We start from the raw sequence: 17,550 nt of genomic DNA on the forward strand, positions 1-17,550 counted from the left end.
GCTTTCTGTGGTTGCTGCGGTTTCCGTGGTGTCCGGGTGGGACGGCTACTGGGCGAGCTTCGAGTCGATCAGGCGGGCGGTCGCGTCCAGGGTCAGGTCCTCCTGGAGCTCGTTGTCGCCGACCGGGACGCCGAGGTCGCGTTCGATACGCATGCTGATCTCGACCATGGTCAGCGAGTCGACGTCCAGCCCGGCGAAGGTCGCCTCCGGGCTGATCCGGTCGGTCGGCGCGTCGTGCAGTTTGGTGAGGATCGCGACCAGTTGGTCATAGGTGGTGCTCATGATGCGGGTGCTCCTCCTTGGTCGTACGGGTGGTTGACGTGCGGGAGAGCGGGCCAGCTCAGCAGGCAGGAGCCCCAGGTGAGGCCGCCGCCGAACGCGGTGAGCAGGACGCGCTCCCCCGGCCGGACGGTGTGCTGGGAGGCCGCGTCGGCCAGGGCCAGCGGGATGGACGCGGCACCGGTGTTGCCCACCGACTCGACGTTGGACACACAGCGCTCCGGGGGCAGCCCGAGGTCCTCCGCGACCGAGCGCAGGATGCGCAGGTTCGCCTGGTGGGGGACGAAGTGGTCGACGTCCTCGGCCTTGCGGTCGGCCCGGGTGAGGGTGGCGCGCGCCGAGGCCGCCATGCGAGTGACCGCGTGCCGGTAGACCTCTTTGCCGCGCATCGAGAAGTGGTGGTCCCGCGGGGCCGGTTCGCCCGGTGCCGAGCGCTGCCGGGAGCCGCCGGCGGCCACCATGATCAGCTCTTCGCCGGCGCCGTCGCTGCCGAGGTCGAAGTGGCCGACGGCGCCGGGCTCTTCGGGGTGCCCGGCCCGCAGGACGACCGCGCCGGCGCCGTCCCCGAAGATGATCGCGTTGGCACGGTCCTCAGGGTCGACGATCGACGAGTAGGTGTCCGCGCCGATGAGCAGGACGCGTTCGGCCACCCCGGCCGCGATCAGACCGGCGGCCGAGGCCAGCCCGTACACGAACCCGGTGCAGACCGCGCTGACGTCGAACGCCGCGGCGCCCGTCAGACCCAGCCGGCTCGCGACCAGCGGAGCGGTGGCCGGGCAGGAGCGGTCCGGGGTCGTGGTGGCGACGATCACCGCGTCCACGGTGTCGGCGTCCCCCCCGTGGCCGGACTCCAGCGCGCGCCGGCCCGCCTCCACCGCGAGGTCGGAGGTGGCCTGACCGGGCGCGGCGAAGTGCCGACGGCCGATCCCGGTGCGGGTCCGGATCCACTCGTCGCTGGTGTCGAGCCGCCGGGACAGCTCCGCGTTGGTCACCACGCGCGGCGGCACCCAACCGGCCAGACCGCACAGGACGGCTGACCGTTCCCGCCCCGCGGGGGACGGTGGGACATGGGGGCCGAGGGGGTGTGGGGGCGTGCTGGACACGGCTCTTGTCTCCTCGTTGTCGTACGCCGGATGGGGACGCGGGGTGCTCAGAGGGAGGGGGAGGGGAGGGGTGTGTCGGCAGAGCGGAACCGGGCCGGCCGGATAGGCGCGGTGGCGCCTAAGGCCGGGCGGTCCGGCGCCCGAGAGCCAGGACGGCCACCGCACCGACACAGATGCCGGCCGCGATGACGTACACGGCGTCGCGGACCCCGCCGAGCAGGGCGGCGCCGGTCAGGCCGTGGCCCCCGGTGCCGGCGACGGCCACCAGGACCGCCAGGCCCACGGCGCCGCCCACCTGCAGCGTGGTCGACGCCATGCCGGAGGCGATGCCCTGGTCGTCGGGGGCGACACCGGCCGCCGCCGCTATCCACATGGCGGTCCAGGTGGCGCCCTGGCCGAGGCTCAGCAGCACGATGCCGGGCAGCAGACGCGTGTACGAACCGTCGTCGGTGAGGGCGACGGCCAGCAGCAGTCCGCCGAGGGCGCCCACGGCCATGCCGGCCAGCATCGTGCCGCGCACCCCGAGGGCGGCCACGGCCTTCTCGCCGGTCTGGGTTCCGGCGGCGACCACAAGGGCGGGCACCAGGAAGGCGAGTCCGGTGCCCAGCGCGCTGTAGCCGCGCACCGTCTGGAAGTACAGGGTCAGGAAGTAGGGGACGGAACTGAACGTGGCACTGAACAGCGCGGTCAGCGCCATGGCACCGAGCAGGCCGCGGTGGGCGAACATCCGTGCCGGGGTGAGGGGATCGCGGGTGCGCGCCTCGGTGACCGCGAAGAGCGCCAGCAGTACGGCGGACAGCGCCGCGCAGACCAGCACACCACGGCTGCCCCAGCCCGCCTCGGGGGCGTGCACGAGGACGAACACCAGCAGCGTGATGCCCGCGGTGGCGGTCAGGGCGCCCAGGAGGTCGAAGTCCCCACGCCGGGACAGCGGCCCGTCGGCGGGGAAGAGCAGCGCACCGGCCAGCGCGATCCCGCCGGCCACGGGGACGTTGACGAGGAACACCGACGGCCAGCCGAAGGCGTCCACCAGCACCCCGCCCAGCAGCGAGCCGAAGCACAGTCCGCCCGCGCCGGCGGCTCCCCACGCGGCCAGGGCCCGGTTACGGCTCGGACCCTCCTCGTAGAGGGTGTTGATCAGGGAGAGGGTGGCCGGGAACAGCAGGGCCCCGCCGACACCCTGCACGGCGCGCACCGCGACGAGGACGCCCGCGGACCCGGACAGCCCGCCCACCAGCGACGACACCGCGTACAGCAGGGCGGCGACCACGAAGATCCGGCGCCTGCCGAGCAGGTCGGTCGCCCGTCCGCCGAGCAGCAGGAACCCTCCGGTGGCCACGACGTAGGCGCTGACCACCCACTGGAGGTCCTGGCCGGAAAAGCCCAGCCCGCCGCCGATGCTCGGCAGGGCGACATAGACGATGTTGAAGTCGAGCGAGATGACCAGCTGCGCGGTGGCCAGGACGAGCAGGGGCAGTCCAAGACGTGGACGGGATGGAGCGGATGGCGACTTCAGCACGGACATGTCTGGACGATCCCCCTTGACGGGCGTGGCTCGTCCTGGATCGTGGCTCACTCCGTACGCAGCGACAAGCCATCTCCCTCCGTTTTCGGACTGGCTAGGATTCCGGTTGCTGGACTCGCTCGCGCACATATTCCAACGGCAAGTCGCACAGAAAATCCCTTACGTCTCACATAGGCCTGCGCTTTTCAGCCAAGTGCAGGGCGGCCGGATGTTGAATAGATGGCCAGTTCGATTGCTGATTCAGTTGAATTGACGCCGTGTCATAAAGCATTCCGGGGGGTGTGGAACTAGTCGTTCCGGCACGAATGGAAAATGGGTATTAACCAGTAGTCGGACGGTGGGTCGCTCTGGTTCCCGGTGGTGCCGACTTTTTTCATCACATCGCCCGGGGGCTGATTTTACCGAATGCCCCCGTACGGTATGCGCATGAGGAGTTTCGCCGTACCCCCCGCTTTGGTGGGGTTCATCTTTCTCCTGCTCTCGCTGACGGCTCTCTCGTACGCCGCCGGGCGTATGGCGGGCCCCGTGGCCCCGGGCATGCACAGCACCGTGGAGAAACCGGGAGGCGCCGAGGACCCGGGGATGTCGGACATGCATGGCATGGGCGCCGTGGACCGCGCCGGGCAGGGGGGCCGATGAGCTCCGCCGACGACCGTCCGGTGCCGGACGGAGACCTGCTGACCACCGATCTGCTCGTCGGCGGGATGACCTGTGCCGCCTGTGTGGGCCGGGTGGAGAAGAAGCTGAGCCGCGTCGAGGGCGTGACCGCGACGGTCAACCTGGCCACCGGGCGTGCCCGGGTCTCCCACCCCGAGTCGGTGACCTCGCAGGAGCTCATCTCCACCGTCGAGAAGGCGGGCTACACCGCCGAACTGCCGCCCGCGCCCACGGACCAGGACGACCAGGACGGCGAGCAGCAGGAGCCCGCCGGCGGCCTGCACGAGCGGACCCGGCTGTGGATCACGACGCTGCTGGCCCTGCCCGTGCTGGTGCTGTCCATGGTCCCGGTCCTGCAGTTCGACTACTGGCAGTGGCTGTGCTTCGACCTCACCACGGTGGTCGTGGTGTGGAGCGCGTGGCCGTTCCACCAACGGGCGCTGAAGGGACTGCGCCACGCCACGGCGACCATGGACACCCTGGTCTCCCTCGGCGTGATCGCGTCTTTCCTGTGGTCGGCGTACGCGATCTACTTCGGCGGCGCGGGCCAGGTCGGCATGCGGATGCCGTTCAGCCTGCTGCCCGGCGCCGAGGCCGGTACCGCGCACCTGTACCTGGAAGCCGCGGTGAGCGTGCCGCTGTTCGTGCTCGCCGGCCGGTATCTGGAGGCGCGGGCCAAGCACGGCACGGGGTCGGCGCTGCGGGCACTCGCCGAACTCGGCGCGAAGGACGTCGAGCTGAGGGAGGACGGCGGCAACCGCCGGGTGCCGGTCGCCGAACTCCGGGTGGGCCAGGAGTTCGTGGTGCGCCCGGGGGAGAAGGTCGCCACGGACGGCGTCGTCACCGAGGGCAGCTCGGCCCTGGACCTGTCCCTGGTCACCGGCGAGAGCGCCCCTGTGGAGGTGAGCCCGGGATCCGCCGTGGTGGGCGCCGCCGTCAACGCCGGCGGGCTGCTCCTGGTCCGGGCCACCGCGGTCGGCGCGGACACCCAGCTCGCCCGGATCACCCGGCTGGTGACCGACGCACAGGCCGGCAAGGCCCGTATCCAGCGGCTCGCCGACTCCGTCGCGGGCGTCTTCGTACCCGCCATCGTCTCCGTGGCGTGCACGGTCCTCGGCTTCTGGCTCGGGGCCGGTGCGGACGGCGAGGCGGCCGTCACGGCGGCGGTCGCGGTCCTCGTCGTCGCCTGCCCCTGTGCCCTGGGTCTGGCCACGCCGACCGCCTTCCTGGCGGCCACCGGCCGGGGCGCCCAGCTCGGTGTGCTGATCCGGGGGCCCGAGGCGCTGGAGCGGCTGCGCCGGGTGGACACCGTGATCTTCGACAAGACCGGCACTCTGACCACCGGCCATATGACGCTCGTAGCAACGACCGTCGCCGACGGCGAGGACGCGACGCGGGTGCTGCGGCTGGCGGGAGCGGTCGAGTACGGCTCCGAACATCCCATCGGCCGCGCCGTCCTCGCCGCGGGCCGGGCCGCGGACCCCGCGCCGCTGCCCCCGGTGACCGGGTTCCGGGCGGTCGCCGGATCCGGTGTACGCGGGACGGCCGACGGCCGTGAGGTCTTCGTCGGCCGCCCGCGACCCGACACCGAACTGCCGGACGTACTGCGGCAGGCTCTGCGGGAAGCCGAGGCCGCCGCGCACACCGCCGTCCTCGTCGAGGCGGACGGCCGCCCCGTCGCCGTCCTCGCCGTCGGCGACAGCCTGCGCCCCTCCAGCGAGGACGCCGTCTGCCGGCTCCAGGCGCTCGGCATCGAACCGATCCTGGTGACCGGCGACGGCCCCGCCGCCGCCCACGCCGTGGCCGCACAGGTGGGCATCGACGAGGTGCACGCCGGCATCACCCCGGAGGGCAAGGCCGACATCGTCGCGGCGCTGCGGGCCGAGGGCCGGCACGTGGCGGTCATCGGCGACGGCGTCAACGACGCCGCCGCCCTCGCCTCGGCCGACCTGGGTATCGCCATGGGCAGCGGCACCGACGCGGCGATCGGTGCGGCCGACATCACCCTCGTACGCGAGGACATGCAGGCCGTAGTGGCAGCGGTACGCCTCACCCGCCGAACCCTGACCACCATCCGCGCCAACCTCGTCTGGGCCTTCGGCTACAACGCGGTCACCGTTCCCCTGGCCGCGACCGGCTGGCTCAACCCGATGTTCGCGGCCGTGGCGATGTCCGCCAGCTCGGTCCTGGTGGTCGCCAACAGCCTGCGGCTGCGCGCGTATCAGGCGGCCCCGCTGACGTCGGGCCTCGCGTCCGGCACCGCCGCGGAGGGCGCCGATGACACCTCGTTCCGGAAGGAGTCCGGTGACCTCGGCGTCCCCAGCGTCCGCTGACCGGCCGTTCCTGTCGTGGCGCCGGCTGGCCGGGGCCGGCACGGCGCACTCGGCCCCGGGGCCGGCGGGCACGTGCGCGGCGGTTCTCCGGCGAGCGGTGGCGATGTCCGCCAGTTCCCCCCGGGACCGCGGAGAGCGCCGACGACACCCCGTCCCGGAAGGAGCCCGATGACCTCGGCGTCCCCAGCGTCCGCTGACCCGCCGCGCCCGCTGTGGCGCCGGCTCGCCGAGTCCGGTGCCGTGCGTTCCGCCCTGGTGCCGGCCGGCACCTGCGTGGCCGTTCTGTTGCTGCTCTCCGCCTATACGGCCGTAGGGGCGGCCGGTGAGCCGCCGGGGGCCATCGAGGTCAATGGCGCCCGGGTCTTCCAGCCGGACGGGTCCGCCAACACCATGGCCTTCTTCTCCCTGACCAACACCGGCGGTGCCGAGGACGTCCTGGAGTCCGTCTCGTCCCCCGACCTCGGTGTCACGGTGCTCGCCCGTACGGCCTGGGAGAACGGCAAGAGCCGGATGGAACTCGTCGGCCCCGTCACCCTCCCCGCCGGCGGCAGCCTCCGTATGGACGCGTCGACCGTCAAGGTGGCGGTGCTGGATCCGCCGGACCTGGAACTGGGCGAGGAGATCCGCTTCGACCTGTGGTTCCGGAACTCCGGCCGTACGGAGGCCACCGCGGTGACGGTGAACCCGGGGCCCTTGTGGTGAGGGATCAGGCCTCGCCCATCAGTTTGCGGATCTCCGTGATCAGGGCGACCAGCGCCGCCCGCTCCGGGACGGTGGTGTCCGGGTGCCAGAGGTCGACGAGCAGACAGGTGCGCGGGCGGGTACCCCGGTTCCAGGCCTCGTGCTCGAAGGAGTAGTCGAAGAGCAGGCACTTGCCCTCGTCCCAGGTGCGGGTCTCGCCCGCGACCGTGATGCCGCAGCCCTCCGGGATGTCGACGGCGAGATGCAGGTTGATGCTGAAGTTCCACAGGTCGCAGTGCGGGGCGATCGCCGCACCGGGCAGCAGCGTGGAGAAGTGGCACTCCAGGAGCGGGCAGAGCTTCTCCGTGTCCACGGCGTGTTCCCGCAGCACCTTGAACGCCGTGGGCGCGGTGTCCGTCGACTCCTCGACCAGCGCACCCTTGCGGAACAGGTACAGGGCCTGCCAGTCCTCCTGGCGGGTGAGGTAGTGCTCGTAGTCCGAGAACGCCGCCCGGCGGGCCGACCAGGCGGTCTCCAGCTCGGCCTTGATCGAGGCGTGGCTCGCTTCGAACGCGTCCACCACGGGCCGCAGCTCCGGATGCCCGTACGGATCGTGCCAGGGCTGCTGGGAAATACCCGGCATGATCCACTTGGCTCCCTTCTGGAGGGGATGCCGTGCCTGCTTCTTCGATTCCAGCATCTCCTCGACCCGCACGATCGATTCCGAGCCGTACTTCTCCCGGATCGCGGCGAAGGCGTTCTCTATCTCCGGTGTCATGGGTGTCTCCAGGGTGATGAGAGGGCGATGAGGGGTAGGGCCGGCGCATTCTGTCCGGACAGCAGGGGCCGTACCCCTGCCGCCCGAACGGAAAGCGCCCGGCGGCGTGGCGACGGGGGCGCGGAGGGAGTGAAAAATGCCCCCGCTCACTCCCCGTGCTTCGAATGCCTCCGATTCTCGGAAGAACCCGGGAACCAGACGCGACCGCGCCCCGACTACTAGTAGGGACCGTCGGATCTCGGATACGGCCCAACAATTCGGACGGCTGACAATTCGGACGGCTGACAATTCGCGCGGCTATCGCTTTCCTTCTCCGCACGCCTCCGCCGCCCTCAGCAGCGTGCATAAGTCCTCGCGCGCCCGCGCCACCCGGGAGCGGACGGTGCCGATCGGGCAGCCCACGGCCGCGGCGGCATCGGCGTAGGGCAGCCCGAGCAGCTGCGTGAGCACGAACGCCTCGCGGCGCGGGGCGTCCAGGCCGTCCAGCAGGTCGAGCAGGGCCACGCCCTCCTCGAAGCCCGGCAGCCCGGACGGCTGCGCGTTCTCGGCCGCGGTCCGCCAGTCGGCGGTCTCGGCGAGCTGCGGGCGGGCGGAGGCGTACCGGTAGCGGTCGATGACCGACCGGCGGGCGATGGCCATCAGCCAGGTGCGGACACCCGAACGCCCGGCGAACTGCGGCAGGTTGTTCAGCGCGCGCAGGAACGCGTCCTGGGTCAGGTCGTCGGCGCCACGGGTGTCGCCGCTGAGATGGGCCACGAACCGCCAGACGTCGCCGTAGGTCGCCCGGACGAAACGGTCGACGGCCGTCGGGTCGCCGCTCCGGGCGGCCAGCGCCCAGTCGGTCACTTCTTCGTCGTTCCCCGGGCCGGACGGCCCCGGGGCATGGCAGGCAAGGGCAGGGATCATCGCAAAGGGTCCTTCGGGATGCCGCCGGCGCGTCCCGGGGTTCCCAGGGCGGAGCAGGGCGTGTCAGGGCGCGGCCCGGCAGTCGGGCGCACTCGGACGCGGCCCCGTCCACGGTGGGCGGGCACGCCGGAGTGTCATGGGCGTATGGCCGGTGTGCGGCGCCCCGTCACCTCACGGGCACGGCCGGGCACACCGGTACTCCGTCTGTCGGGGACAGACGGTCAGCCGAGGGCCACGTACCCCGGAGGGCCTCTGCGCGAGACGACATGCTGCAGCAGTGCCGCCCGCAGGACGCGCGCGGGACCCGCGGGCACCGGACGCGAGGGCGGCGGCGGCCCGGCCGGCGCGCCCGTGATCCGCAGGGCCCGCCACAGTGGCACGAACAGCACGGCGGCGAGCGACCGGGCGAGCCGGAACGCCGCGGCCTCACCGCGCCACAGCCACAGCCCGCACACCAGGGCGGCGAGCGAGTGCGCGGCGAACATGAGGGCGGAGCTGTGACCGCCGGGCAGCATCATGCCCACGGCGCTCATGTCCATGGAGCCCATGCCCGTGGAGCCCATGCCCGTGGAGCCCATGCCCGTGGAGCCCATGCCCGTGGAGCCCATGCCCGTGGAGCCCATGCCCGTGGAGCCCGACTCCATGCCGGCCATGTGCTCCGCGAGTTGCTCATGACTCATGTGCCGCATGAGCTCGGCGTGTTCCGCACCCGTAAGGGCCGGCGCCGGCGCCGGAGCCGGCCGCAGCAGACCGAACAGCGAGTGCAGGCCGAGCTGGGTCACCACCGCGGAGCCGGTCACGACCACCGCCCCGCGCTCCCGCCCGGCGATCCACCACGCGACGGACGCCGTGCCGGCGAAGGCACTCCCGAGGGATAACCAGGGGAGCGGGGCGCCGGACGCCAGGGCATGGCCGAGAGCCGCGGTCAGCACGCAGACGGCCGCGAAGATCGCGGCTCGTGCGGCGCGGGACACCGGCTCACTGGTCATGTCGACATGGTGTCATCAGACAGCTGTACGAGGAGGGCCATCCGCCAACCATGTCGCAACCGCTTGCCTTCCGCCCCTCAATTACCGTACACACAACGGTCGTTGACCTGCCCCACCGGTACCAGCAGAATGAGCGCGCAGCTGTGAGAGCGCTCTCAGACCCGAGGGAGACCCATGACCGGCAGACAGCGGGCGGCGCTCAGCCGTCGTACGTTCATCGGGGCCGGAGTGGGTGCCGCGGCGCTCGCCTCGGTCGGCTCCGGCGTCGCCCGCGCGGAAGCCGGGGCACCGTCGTCCGCCGAGGAGCGGGGGCACGGATTCCTCGCCGCCGCCATGGACGGCTACCCGGACCACGGCGGCATCCGCCTGGCCCAGAGCTACACCGACCAGGCCGGCCTGTTCAGTACCGCCTTCACCTACGACAACGCCCTCACGGTCCTCGCCCACCTCGCCGGACGCACCCGGGACGGACGGGCCCGCGCCGTCGTCCTCGGCGACGCGCTGCTCTACGCCCAGGAGCACGACCCGGTCCATGACGACGGCCGGCTGCGGCAGGCGTACAACGTGGGGCCGTACGTCTTCTACGACGGCTCGCGCCAGCCGGACGGCTTCGTGCGGGCGGACGGAACCGCCAACGTCGGCACGCAGTTCGGGTTCACGGGGACGGCCGTCGGCGACATGGCCTGGGCCGGGATCGCGCTGAGCGCGCTGGCGCGGCGGACCGGAGAACCCCGTTTCCTCGCCGGTGCCGTGCGGATCGCCGAGTGGATCGAGCGGACCGGGCGGACCGAAGAACCCCTGGGCGGCTACAAGTTCGGCGTCAACGGGGCCGACGAGAAGCTGCCGTTCACCTCGACCGAGCACAACACCGACCTGGTCTGCCTCTTCGGCCGGCTCGCCCGGCTCACCGGGGACCGGGTGTGGCTGGAACGGCGGGCCCGGGCCCGGGACTTCGTACTGCGGATGTGGGAGCCGGACGGCGGGTTCTTCTACACCGGTACGAACGACGGCGTGACCGTCAACACCTCACCCGTCCCCGAGGACACCCAGACCTGGACCCGGCTCGCCCTCGACTCCCGCACCCACGCCCGGTCACTGGACTGGGCCGCGGCCGAACTGGCCGTCCTCGACCACGCCGGCCGGCCCAACAGCACCGTGCCGGAGGGCCAGTCGTACGAGGGCGTCACCTTCAGCTCCGCGAGCCTCCTCGCGAACGAGGACGCGCCCATCGCCGACTCCCAGCCCAAACCCGACCGCAACGGCGTCTGGTTCGAGGGCACCGCCCACCTCGCCCTCGCCCTGCGGAACCGGCACGCCCGCGGCGACGAGGCGCGGGCCCGGCGGCTCATCGCGTCCATCGAGCGCGCCCAGGATCTGCTGGGCGCCGGCCAGACCGTCGGCGGCACGACGCTTCCCGAGCGCTCCGGGGTCGTGTCGGCGAGCAGCCCGCTCGACACCGGTTTCGGGTTCGGCTACTACCCGTACCGGCACACGGGCGCGACCGCCTGGTACCTGCTGGCGGCGACCCGGACCAACCCGCTGAAGGCATAGCGGACACGTCACCAGTCCGCGCCGGGTACGGCGATGCCCGGCCGGGGGCCGGGGTGTTCATGGCGACGTTGTCGACGATGGCGATGTCCGGTAGATCCCCGGAGATCGCGCCCAGCGTGATCTGCCGGTCGAGCTCCGCGAACGGGGAGGTCCGCCGCTCGATCCGTACGTCCGGGACGCCGGCCTCGATGTCCTTGATCAGGCGGTTCATTCCCGGCTGAAAGTTGTCCAGCGTGAAGTAGTCCCACCAGGTGAGCGTGACGGCACCCGACTTCTCGGAGCCGCCGCCGCAGGAGACCAGGGCACCGCCGAGTCCGAGAGCAGCCGCTCCCGCGCCCGCGGTACGCAGGAAGTGGCGGCGGTCGACCGGGTAGGACATGGTCCCCTCCAAGGGTCGGTGAACTGGGGGCTCGAGCCTCAGAAACGGACGTATCAGAAATCCAGGTCAAAATCCGGGAAATCGGGCTCCGGCTCCGAGCCGGGTACCGGACGGCAGCGGTCGGTGCTGGCACGCAGGGTGATCAGGGGTTTCAGCAGGACGTGCCGGGGAGGTGAGCCGGGTGCGCGCAGTCGCTCCACCATCAGGTCTACGGCGACTTGGCTCATCTCCTTGGCCGGAATCTCGGCGGCGCTGAGCGGCGGGTTCACCTGCTCGGCCCAGGGACTGGCCGCCACGCCGACGACGGAGAAGTCCCGCGGGACGCTGCGGCCGTGCCGGGTCAGCGCGCGGTAGACGCCCTCCAGGGCCGCCTCGTTCATGGTGGCCAGGGAGGTGATCGCCGGATCCTCGAACAGCATCCGCTCCACGACCTGCTCACCCGAGGTGAGGTCGTCGCCGCAGAGGTAGGCGTGCGGTTCGAAGCCGAGTTCCGTCATCGCGGAGGTGTAGCCCTCGTGCCCGAGCCGGGCGAACCCGTACCCGCTGTTGAACAAGTGCTCCGACCTATTGACGAAGGCGATCCTGCGATGCCCCAGATCGGCGAGATGCCGGACGCAGCCGCTCGCCAGCCCGGCGAAGTCCAGATCGACCCAGCCGGCCACGTCGGCACGGTGGTTCCGGCCGATGGCGACGAAGGGGAAGGCCGAGTCGGAGAGATGCTCGATCCGGTCGTCCTCCCGCCGGATCTCCATGACGATCACCCCGTCCACCCGCCGCTCCTCGACCATCCGCAGAAAGGAGGGGGCATCGTCCGAACCGCCGGGGCCGAGCAGCAGGTCGTAGCCGTGCGCGGCAGCGGCCTCGGCGACACCACCGACGAAGGCGAGCTGCATGGTGGTGTAGTCACGGTTCCGGCCGGCGGGCGGGTAGAGGAGCCCGAGGATGTGGGTTTGGTTGGGGGAGGTGGGGGTTGTGGGGGCGGCGGCTGTGGGGGTGGTGGTGTCGGCGCGGCCCTCGCCGGCGGCTGTCGTGCCGCTGTCGCGGGTCGCGGCGTTCTCGTCGGCTGGGGCGACGGCCTCGCTGTCGCTCCCGATGTTCCGGCCCTCGGCCCCGAGTTTCCCGGCGTCGGCCGCACTCCACCGGCCGTCGTCCTTGGCGTTTCCCTCGCCGGCCGCGAGGTTCCCGTGGCCCCCGGCGCACTCCTCGTCGGCCGCGAGGCCCTCGTTGGCCTCGGTGTTCCCCTCGTCGCCTGCGAGGCCCCCGTCGCCCCCGGCGTTCCCCTCTCCGGCCGCCATGCCCCCGTCACCTCCGTCGACCACATGCCCCCCGCCCCCCACAGCCGCACCGCACCCGGCACCACCCCCAAAGCCCCCGAACTCCTCCTCCACCACCGCACCCCCCTCCCCGTACGCGGCCTCCGAGTGCCCTGTCATGGTCAGTTGGCCGGGAGGGACTGTTCGGCCCAGATCGTCTTGCCGGTGGGGGTCTGGCGGGTGCCCCAGCCCTGGGTGAACTGGGCGACCATGTGCAGGCCCCGCCCGCCCTCGTCGTAGGTGCGGGCACGCCGCAGGTGCGGAGCGGTGTTGCTGGCGTCGGACACCTCGCAGATCAGGGTCCGGTCCCGGATCAGCCGCAGTCCGATGGGCACGGCGCCGTACCGGATCGCGTTGGTGACCAGCTCGCTCACCACCAGCTCCGTGATGAAGGTGGCCTCCTCGAGGCCCCATTGCGTGAGCTGGCGGGACGCCTGCGCCCGGGCGTCGGCCACGATCGCGGGGTCGGACGGCAGTGCCCACGCGGCGACCTGGTCGGCGTGCAGCGCACGGGTGCGGGCGAGGAGCAGGGCCACGTCGTCGGCGGGGGTGTCGGGGAGCATCGCCTTGAGGATGGCGTCGCAGGTGACCTCCAGCGAGGGAACGGGCGATGCCAGTGCCTCGCACAGCCGCTCCAGCCCCAGGCTGACGTCCCGGTCGCGGGCCTCGATCAGACCGTCGGTGTAGAAGGCCAGCAGCGAGCCCTCCGGCAGCTCCAGCTCCGTGGACTCGAAGGGCAGACCGCCGACCCCCAGCAGCGGCCCGGGGGTGAGCCGGACCACGCTCACCGAGCCGTCGGGCAGCAGTACGGCCGGCGGGACATGTCCCGCGCTGGCGAGGGTGCAGATACGGGAGACCGGGTCGTACACGGCGTACAGACACGTCGCCCCGATCTCACCGGTGTCGTCCCGGATCCGGCTGTCGACGGTGTCGTCGTCCGAGGTGAGGTGGATGACCAGGTCGTCGAGGTGGGTGAGCAGTTCGTCCGGCGGCAGGTCCACGTCGGCGAGGGTCCGCACCGCGGTCCGCAGCCGCCCCATGGTCGCCGAGGCATGGATCCCGTGCCCGACCACGTCACCCACCACCAGCGCCACCCGGGTGCCCGACAGCGGAACGACGTCGAACCAGTCACCGCCCACCCCGGCGCCGGAGCCGGCCGGCAGATAGCGCTGCGCCACCTCGACGGCCGCCTGCCGGGGCAGATCGCGGGGCAGCAGGCTGCGCTGGAGGGTGAGCGCGTTGGTGCGCTCACGGGTGTAGCGGCGGGCGTTGTCCACACCGACGGCCGCCCGGCCCGCGAGTTCCTCGGCGAGGACCAGATCGTCCTGCTCGAAGGGCGCGGAGCCCTCCGCGCGGGCGAAGACCGCCACCCCGAGGGTGATGCCCCGGGCCCGCAGCGGCGCGGCCATGACCGAGTGGAATCCGTACTCCTGGACGCTGGCCCTCCGCCTCTCGTGCTCGGCGACCCACTGCGCGAAGTCGGGATCGTCCGCGCTGCTCAGCACCGGCCGTCCGCTGGTCAGCGACCGCGCGGGCGGCGAGAACGGCGGATAGGTGTCGATCCCGCCGAGATCCACGGCGGCCTCGGGCACGCCCTCGGCGACGGACTGGTGCGCGACCCGGCGCAGCACCACCGCGGCGTCGACCGGCCCCGGCACCGGCTCCTCGCCGCGCATCACGGAGTCGATCAGGTCGACGCTGGCGAAGTCGGCGAGCCGCGGTACGGCCAGATCGGCGAGTTCCTGGGCGGTGCGCGTCACGTTCAGCGTGGTGCCGATCCGGGAGCCCGCCTCGTTCAGCAGGGCCAGCCGCTGCCGGGCCACATGCTCGTCGGTGCTGTCGAACGTCGCGGTGCCGACCTCGATCACCTCGCCGCCGGCCGGCTCCCGGACCGGCCACAGCTCGATGATCCAGGCGCGCTGACGCGTGGGGGCTGCGGGCGGAGCGGGGGCGACGTGCTCGTACCGCATCGGCCTGCCCTCGTCGGCGACCTGGCGGACGCACCGCAGGAACTCCTCGTCGGCGCGGAGCTCGCCCAGGGGCTCCGGGGGCGACGCGGGCTGCCAGGAGCCCGACGCGACGCTGTACGTGGACAGCGCGATCGAGGACTGGGCGAAGGCCCACTCCACCACCTGACCGTTGCGCTGATCAGAAGTGGTCATTCTTTCTCAATTCGCACTGGGGTGTTACTCACAGTCCAGCGTGCGCGCCGCGCAGGAATCGGACAAGTCGGATTCGTGTGCATAGATGTGAGGGATGGAACAGGGCAAAGGCTGCGCAAAGCGGGAAGAGGTCCGAGGAGCCCGCCCGACGAGGTCGACGCCCTGCTGAGCTCCGTGGCCAGGCAGGACCCAGGGCCTGCCCCCGACCCGCATCGTGATCGTCGGCAACGGCGGCCGGACCTGATGAGGGGCGGCTACGCTCGGCCGCCGGTGGTATGAGCGACTCCGGCGTCTCAACGGCTGTTGAGTACTTGACGACTTGATCACTTCGCGTCGGCATAGCACTCCACGACCGCCGTGGTGAACGGAAACCGCACCGGCGTCCGGCCGAACGTCAGCCGCCCCGCCAGCTCGGCCGCCTCCCGGATCGCCGCCACGACCGTCTCGGCCTCCTCCTCGGGACAGTGCACGATCACCTCGTCGTGCTGGAAGAAGACCAGCTCGGCCGCCATCCCGGCGCACGCCTGCCGCAGCGCGGCGAGCAGCAGCAGGGCCCAGTCGGCGGCACTGCCCTGGACGACGAAGTTACGGGCGAAGCGGCCACGGGCCCGGGCGTCGGTGGAGGCGTAGCCCGGCGCCCACTCCCCTCCGGCGGGGGAGTCGGCCGGCTCGTCCTGCGGGATCCCGGCCTCCTCGGCGGCGTCGTCGCCCACCCCGGCCGCCGGCGGACAGGTCCGGCCGAGCCACGTCCGCACGAGCCGCCCCTCCTCGCCCGCGCGGGCGGCGTCGTCGACGTACGCCACCGCCTTGGGGAACCGCCGTCTGAGCGCGGCGAGGTTCTTGAGCCCGTCCCCGGAGGTCTGGCCGTACACCGCGCCGAGCACGGCGATCTTGGCCTGGTCGCGGTCGCCGGAGAAGGCCCGGTCGGACACCGACTGGTAGAGGTCGGTCTCCCGGCCCGCCACCTCCATCAGCCCGGGATCACGGGAGATGGCCGCCAGTACCCGCAGCTCCATCTGGTCGGCGTCGGCGACGACGAGCCGCCAGCCGGGATCGGCGACCACCGCCCGCCGGATGACCTTGGGGATCTGCAGCCCGCCCCCGCCGTTGGTCACCCAGCGCCCGGTGACGGTGCCGCCCGCGACGAACTCGGGCCGGAACCGCCCGTCCCGCACCCAGTCCTGCAACCAGGACCAGCCGTGCGCGACCCAGATGCGGTACAGCTTCTTGTACTCGACCAGCGGCTTCACGGCCGCATGGTCGAGGGACTCGATCTCCCAGCGGCGCGTCGACCTGACCTTGATGCCGGCCTGCGCGAACGCCTTGATCACATCGGCGGGCAGATCGGGCCGCACCCGGCGCCCGAAGGCGGCGGACACCTCGTCCGCGAGCTCGGCGAGCCGCCGGGGCTCGCCGCCGCCCGCGTACCGCTCCCCGAGCAGGTCGTGCAGCACCTGCCGGTGCACCTCGGCGCTCCACGGCAGCCCGGACCGGTTCATCTCGGCCGCCACCAGCATCCCCGCCGACTCGGCCGCCGTCAGCAGCCGCATCCGCTCCGGGTGCGCGGTGGCGTCGTGCCGGCGCTGCTGGTCGGCGTACACCTCGACGAGGTCGGCCAGCGGGAGAGGGACCGACTGCGGCTCGAACAGCGAGGACTGCGCGCCCGGTTCGGCGGACCGCTGGGGCGGATCCGGCGGCACGGGGCCGCCGCGCAGCCTGGCCAGGGCGGCGGCCGCCGAGCGGGGCTCGCCGTGCCGCCCCTCGTGCCCGAGCAGGAGCGTCTCGGCGTCCTCGATGTCGTAGCACCGCTCCACTCGCACCCCCGTGGCGAGCAGCCGCGGATAGACCTCGGCGGTGGACCGCCACACCCACCGCGCCACCTCCGGCCGCCCCCGCACGGCCCCGGCGAGATCCGCCTCCCGGTACACCGGCCCGGCGGGCAGCCCGTCCCGACCGAGGGGGGCGATCTCCACGCCACCGTCCTCGGCCGGAGCGAGGGCCCACCGGTCGGTCATCTCTGCGAGTGTGACAGCCGGGTCTGACAATGGCGCTGACGTGCGGTTTCGCTCCGGAGGGGCCTCAGTGCTGCTGCTCCTCTCCCTGCTCTCCTCCCTGCTCCTCCTCCGTGAACTTCACCGCGATCCTGGAGAGCACCGCGACGATGTTCTCCTCCACCGCCGGCTTGGTGATGCCGAGGCCCGACAGGACGCCCTCGCCGTTCTCGAACTCCAGCAGGGCCAGCAGGATGTGCTCGGTCCCGATGTAGTTGTGGCCGAGGCGCAGGGCCTCGCGGAAGGTGAGCTTCAGGACCTTCGTGGCGTCGGAGCCGTAGGGGATCAGTTCCGGGACCTCGTCGGCGGCGGGCGGCAGCGCCGCGGCGGCGGCCTGGCGTACGGCGTCGAGGAGGACGCCCTGCGTGGTGATCGCCTTGGCGGCGAGTCCCTCCGGCTCGGCGAGCAGGCCGAGGACCAGGTGTTCGGGGCGGCCCTCGGGGGTGCCGGCGGCGATGGCCTCGTTGTGGGCGGCCGTCACCACGTTGCGGGCACGGGGGGTGAAGCGGCTGAAGCCCTGGCTCGGATCCAGGTCCGCCGACTCCTTCGGCACGAACCGCTTCTGCGCGGCCTGCCGGGTGACCCCCATGCTCCTGCCGATGTCGGTCCAGGAAGCCCCCGAACGCCGGGCCTGGTCCACGAAGTGGCCGATCAGATGGTCGGCCACCTCACCGAGGTGCTCACCGGCCAGCACCGCGTCCTGGAGCTGTTCGAGGGGCTCGCCGTGGACCTGCTTGATGGCTGCGATGAGGTCGTCGAGACGTACGGAAGACGTGATGGTCGAGTTCGTCGTCATGTGTCAACCTTAGGTTGACGCTTCTCGGGTCGTCAACCCTTGGTTGA

The 17,550-nt window shown here is 72.2% G+C and carries 14 protein-coding genes and 1 pseudogene; 4 read left to right on the top strand and 11 right to left on the bottom strand.

From position 1 onward, the window contains the following. Positions 1–45: 45 nt before the first annotated feature. From AQJ91_RS30950 to AQJ91_RS30960, 3 genes are all read right to left on the bottom strand, one after another. Positions 46–282, bottom strand: a complete 237-nt coding sequence (locus AQJ91_RS30950; protein ID WP_067028095.1) for an acyl carrier protein — start codon at positions 280–282, stop codon at positions 46–48. Beyond that, positions 279–1,307 carry a beta-ketoacyl-ACP synthase III gene (locus AQJ91_RS30955; protein ID WP_067028291.1) on the bottom strand — a complete coding sequence of 343 codons (1,029 nt, stop codon included), beginning with the start codon at positions 1,305–1,307 and terminating at the stop codon, positions 279–281. The genes AQJ91_RS30950 and AQJ91_RS30955 overlap by 4 nt, the downstream gene beginning before the upstream one ends. 193 nt (positions 1,308–1,500) lie before the next feature. Continuing rightward, a complete protein-coding gene (locus tag AQJ91_RS30960; RefSeq protein ID WP_067028097.1) occupies positions 1,501–2,907 on the bottom strand; it encodes an MFS transporter in 1,407 nt (468 codons plus the stop codon). 426 nt (positions 2,908–3,333) lie between these two features. On the opposite strand from AQJ91_RS30960, the gene AQJ91_RS30965 reads away from it, so the two are divergent. The 3 genes from AQJ91_RS30965 to AQJ91_RS30975 all read left to right on the top strand — a co-directional run bounded on the left by AQJ91_RS30965 (position 3,334) and on the right by AQJ91_RS30975 (position 6,599). After that, positions 3,334–3,546 (top strand): hypothetical protein, encoded by a 213-nt coding sequence (locus AQJ91_RS30965; protein WP_234383095.1) that lies wholly within the window; start codon positions 3,334–3,336, stop codon positions 3,544–3,546. Then, the gene (locus tag AQJ91_RS30970; protein WP_079085323.1) at positions 3,543–5,897 is read left to right on the top strand and encodes a heavy metal translocating P-type ATPase; all 2,355 of its coding nucleotides are present in this window, start codon (positions 3,543–3,545) and stop codon (positions 5,895–5,897) included. The genes AQJ91_RS30965 and AQJ91_RS30970 overlap by 4 nt, the downstream gene beginning before the upstream one ends. A 168-nt stretch (positions 5,898–6,065) precedes the next feature. Continuing rightward, positions 6,066–6,599 carry a copper chaperone PCu(A)C gene (locus AQJ91_RS30975; protein ID WP_079085325.1) on the top strand — a complete coding sequence of 178 codons (534 nt, stop codon included), beginning with the start codon at positions 6,066–6,068 and terminating at the stop codon, positions 6,597–6,599. Positions 6,600–6,603: 4 nt separating this feature from the next. Here AQJ91_RS30975 and AQJ91_RS30980 read toward each other — a convergent pair whose 3' ends face one another. The 3 genes from AQJ91_RS30980 to AQJ91_RS52565 all read right to left on the bottom strand — a co-directional run bounded on the left by AQJ91_RS30980 (position 6,604) and on the right by AQJ91_RS52565 (position 9,251). After that, on the bottom strand, positions 6,604–7,356 hold the full coding sequence (locus AQJ91_RS30980; protein WP_067028101.1) for an aspartyl/asparaginyl beta-hydroxylase domain-containing protein: 753 nt from the start codon (positions 7,354–7,356) through the stop codon (positions 6,604–6,606). Between the two features lie 297 nt (positions 7,357–7,653). Beyond that, entirely contained in the window at positions 7,654–8,262 is a 609-nt protein-coding gene (locus AQJ91_RS30985) for a sigma-70 family RNA polymerase sigma factor (RefSeq protein WP_067028104.1), read from the bottom strand. A gap of 221 nt (positions 8,263–8,483) precedes the next feature. Further along, positions 8,484–9,251, bottom strand: coding sequence for a hypothetical protein (locus AQJ91_RS52565; RefSeq protein WP_067028105.1), 768 nt, complete (start codon positions 9,249–9,251; stop codon positions 8,484–8,486). A gap of 174 nt (positions 9,252–9,425) precedes the next feature. Between AQJ91_RS52565 and AQJ91_RS30995 the strand changes: the two genes are divergently transcribed. Further along, the gene (locus tag AQJ91_RS30995; protein WP_067028106.1) at positions 9,426–10,802 is read left to right on the top strand and encodes a YyaL domain-containing protein; all 1,377 of its coding nucleotides are present in this window, start codon (positions 9,426–9,428) and stop codon (positions 10,800–10,802) included. Positions 10,803–11,106: 304 nt separating this feature from the next. Here AQJ91_RS30995 and AQJ91_RS56205 read toward each other — a convergent pair. The 5 genes and pseudogenes from AQJ91_RS56205 to AQJ91_RS31015 all read right to left on the bottom strand — a co-directional run. Further along, positions 11,107–11,181, bottom strand: a pseudogene (locus AQJ91_RS56205) (twin-arginine translocation signal domain-containing protein); the annotation flags it as partial. 53 nt (positions 11,182–11,234) lie between these two features. Next, a complete protein-coding gene (locus AQJ91_RS31000) occupies positions 11,235–12,476 on the bottom strand; it encodes a LacI family DNA-binding transcriptional regulator (RefSeq protein ID WP_067028108.1) in 1,242 nt (413 codons plus the stop codon). A 140-nt stretch (positions 12,477–12,616) separates the two neighbouring features. Further along, positions 12,617–14,656, bottom strand: a complete 2,040-nt coding sequence (locus AQJ91_RS31005; protein ID WP_234383100.1) for an ATP-binding SpoIIE family protein phosphatase — start codon at positions 14,654–14,656, stop codon at positions 12,617–12,619. A 323-nt stretch (positions 14,657–14,979) separates the two neighbouring features. After that, positions 14,980–16,671: a bifunctional 3'-5' exonuclease/DNA polymerase gene (locus AQJ91_RS31010; protein ID WP_067028110.1), complete on the bottom strand. Its 1,692-nt coding sequence runs from the start codon at positions 16,669–16,671 to the stop codon at positions 14,980–14,982. A gap of 64 nt (positions 16,672–16,735) precedes the next feature. Continuing rightward, a complete protein-coding gene (locus AQJ91_RS31015) occupies positions 16,736–17,503 on the bottom strand; it encodes a Clp protease N-terminal domain-containing protein (protein WP_067028112.1) in 768 nt (255 codons plus the stop codon). Positions 17,504–17,550 lie beyond the last annotated feature (47 nt).

Origin of the sequence: Streptomyces dysideae, assembly GCF_001514305.1 — a bacterium.
Classification (GTDB): Bacteria; Actinomycetota; Actinomycetes; order Streptomycetales; family Streptomycetaceae; genus Streptomyces; species Streptomyces dysideae.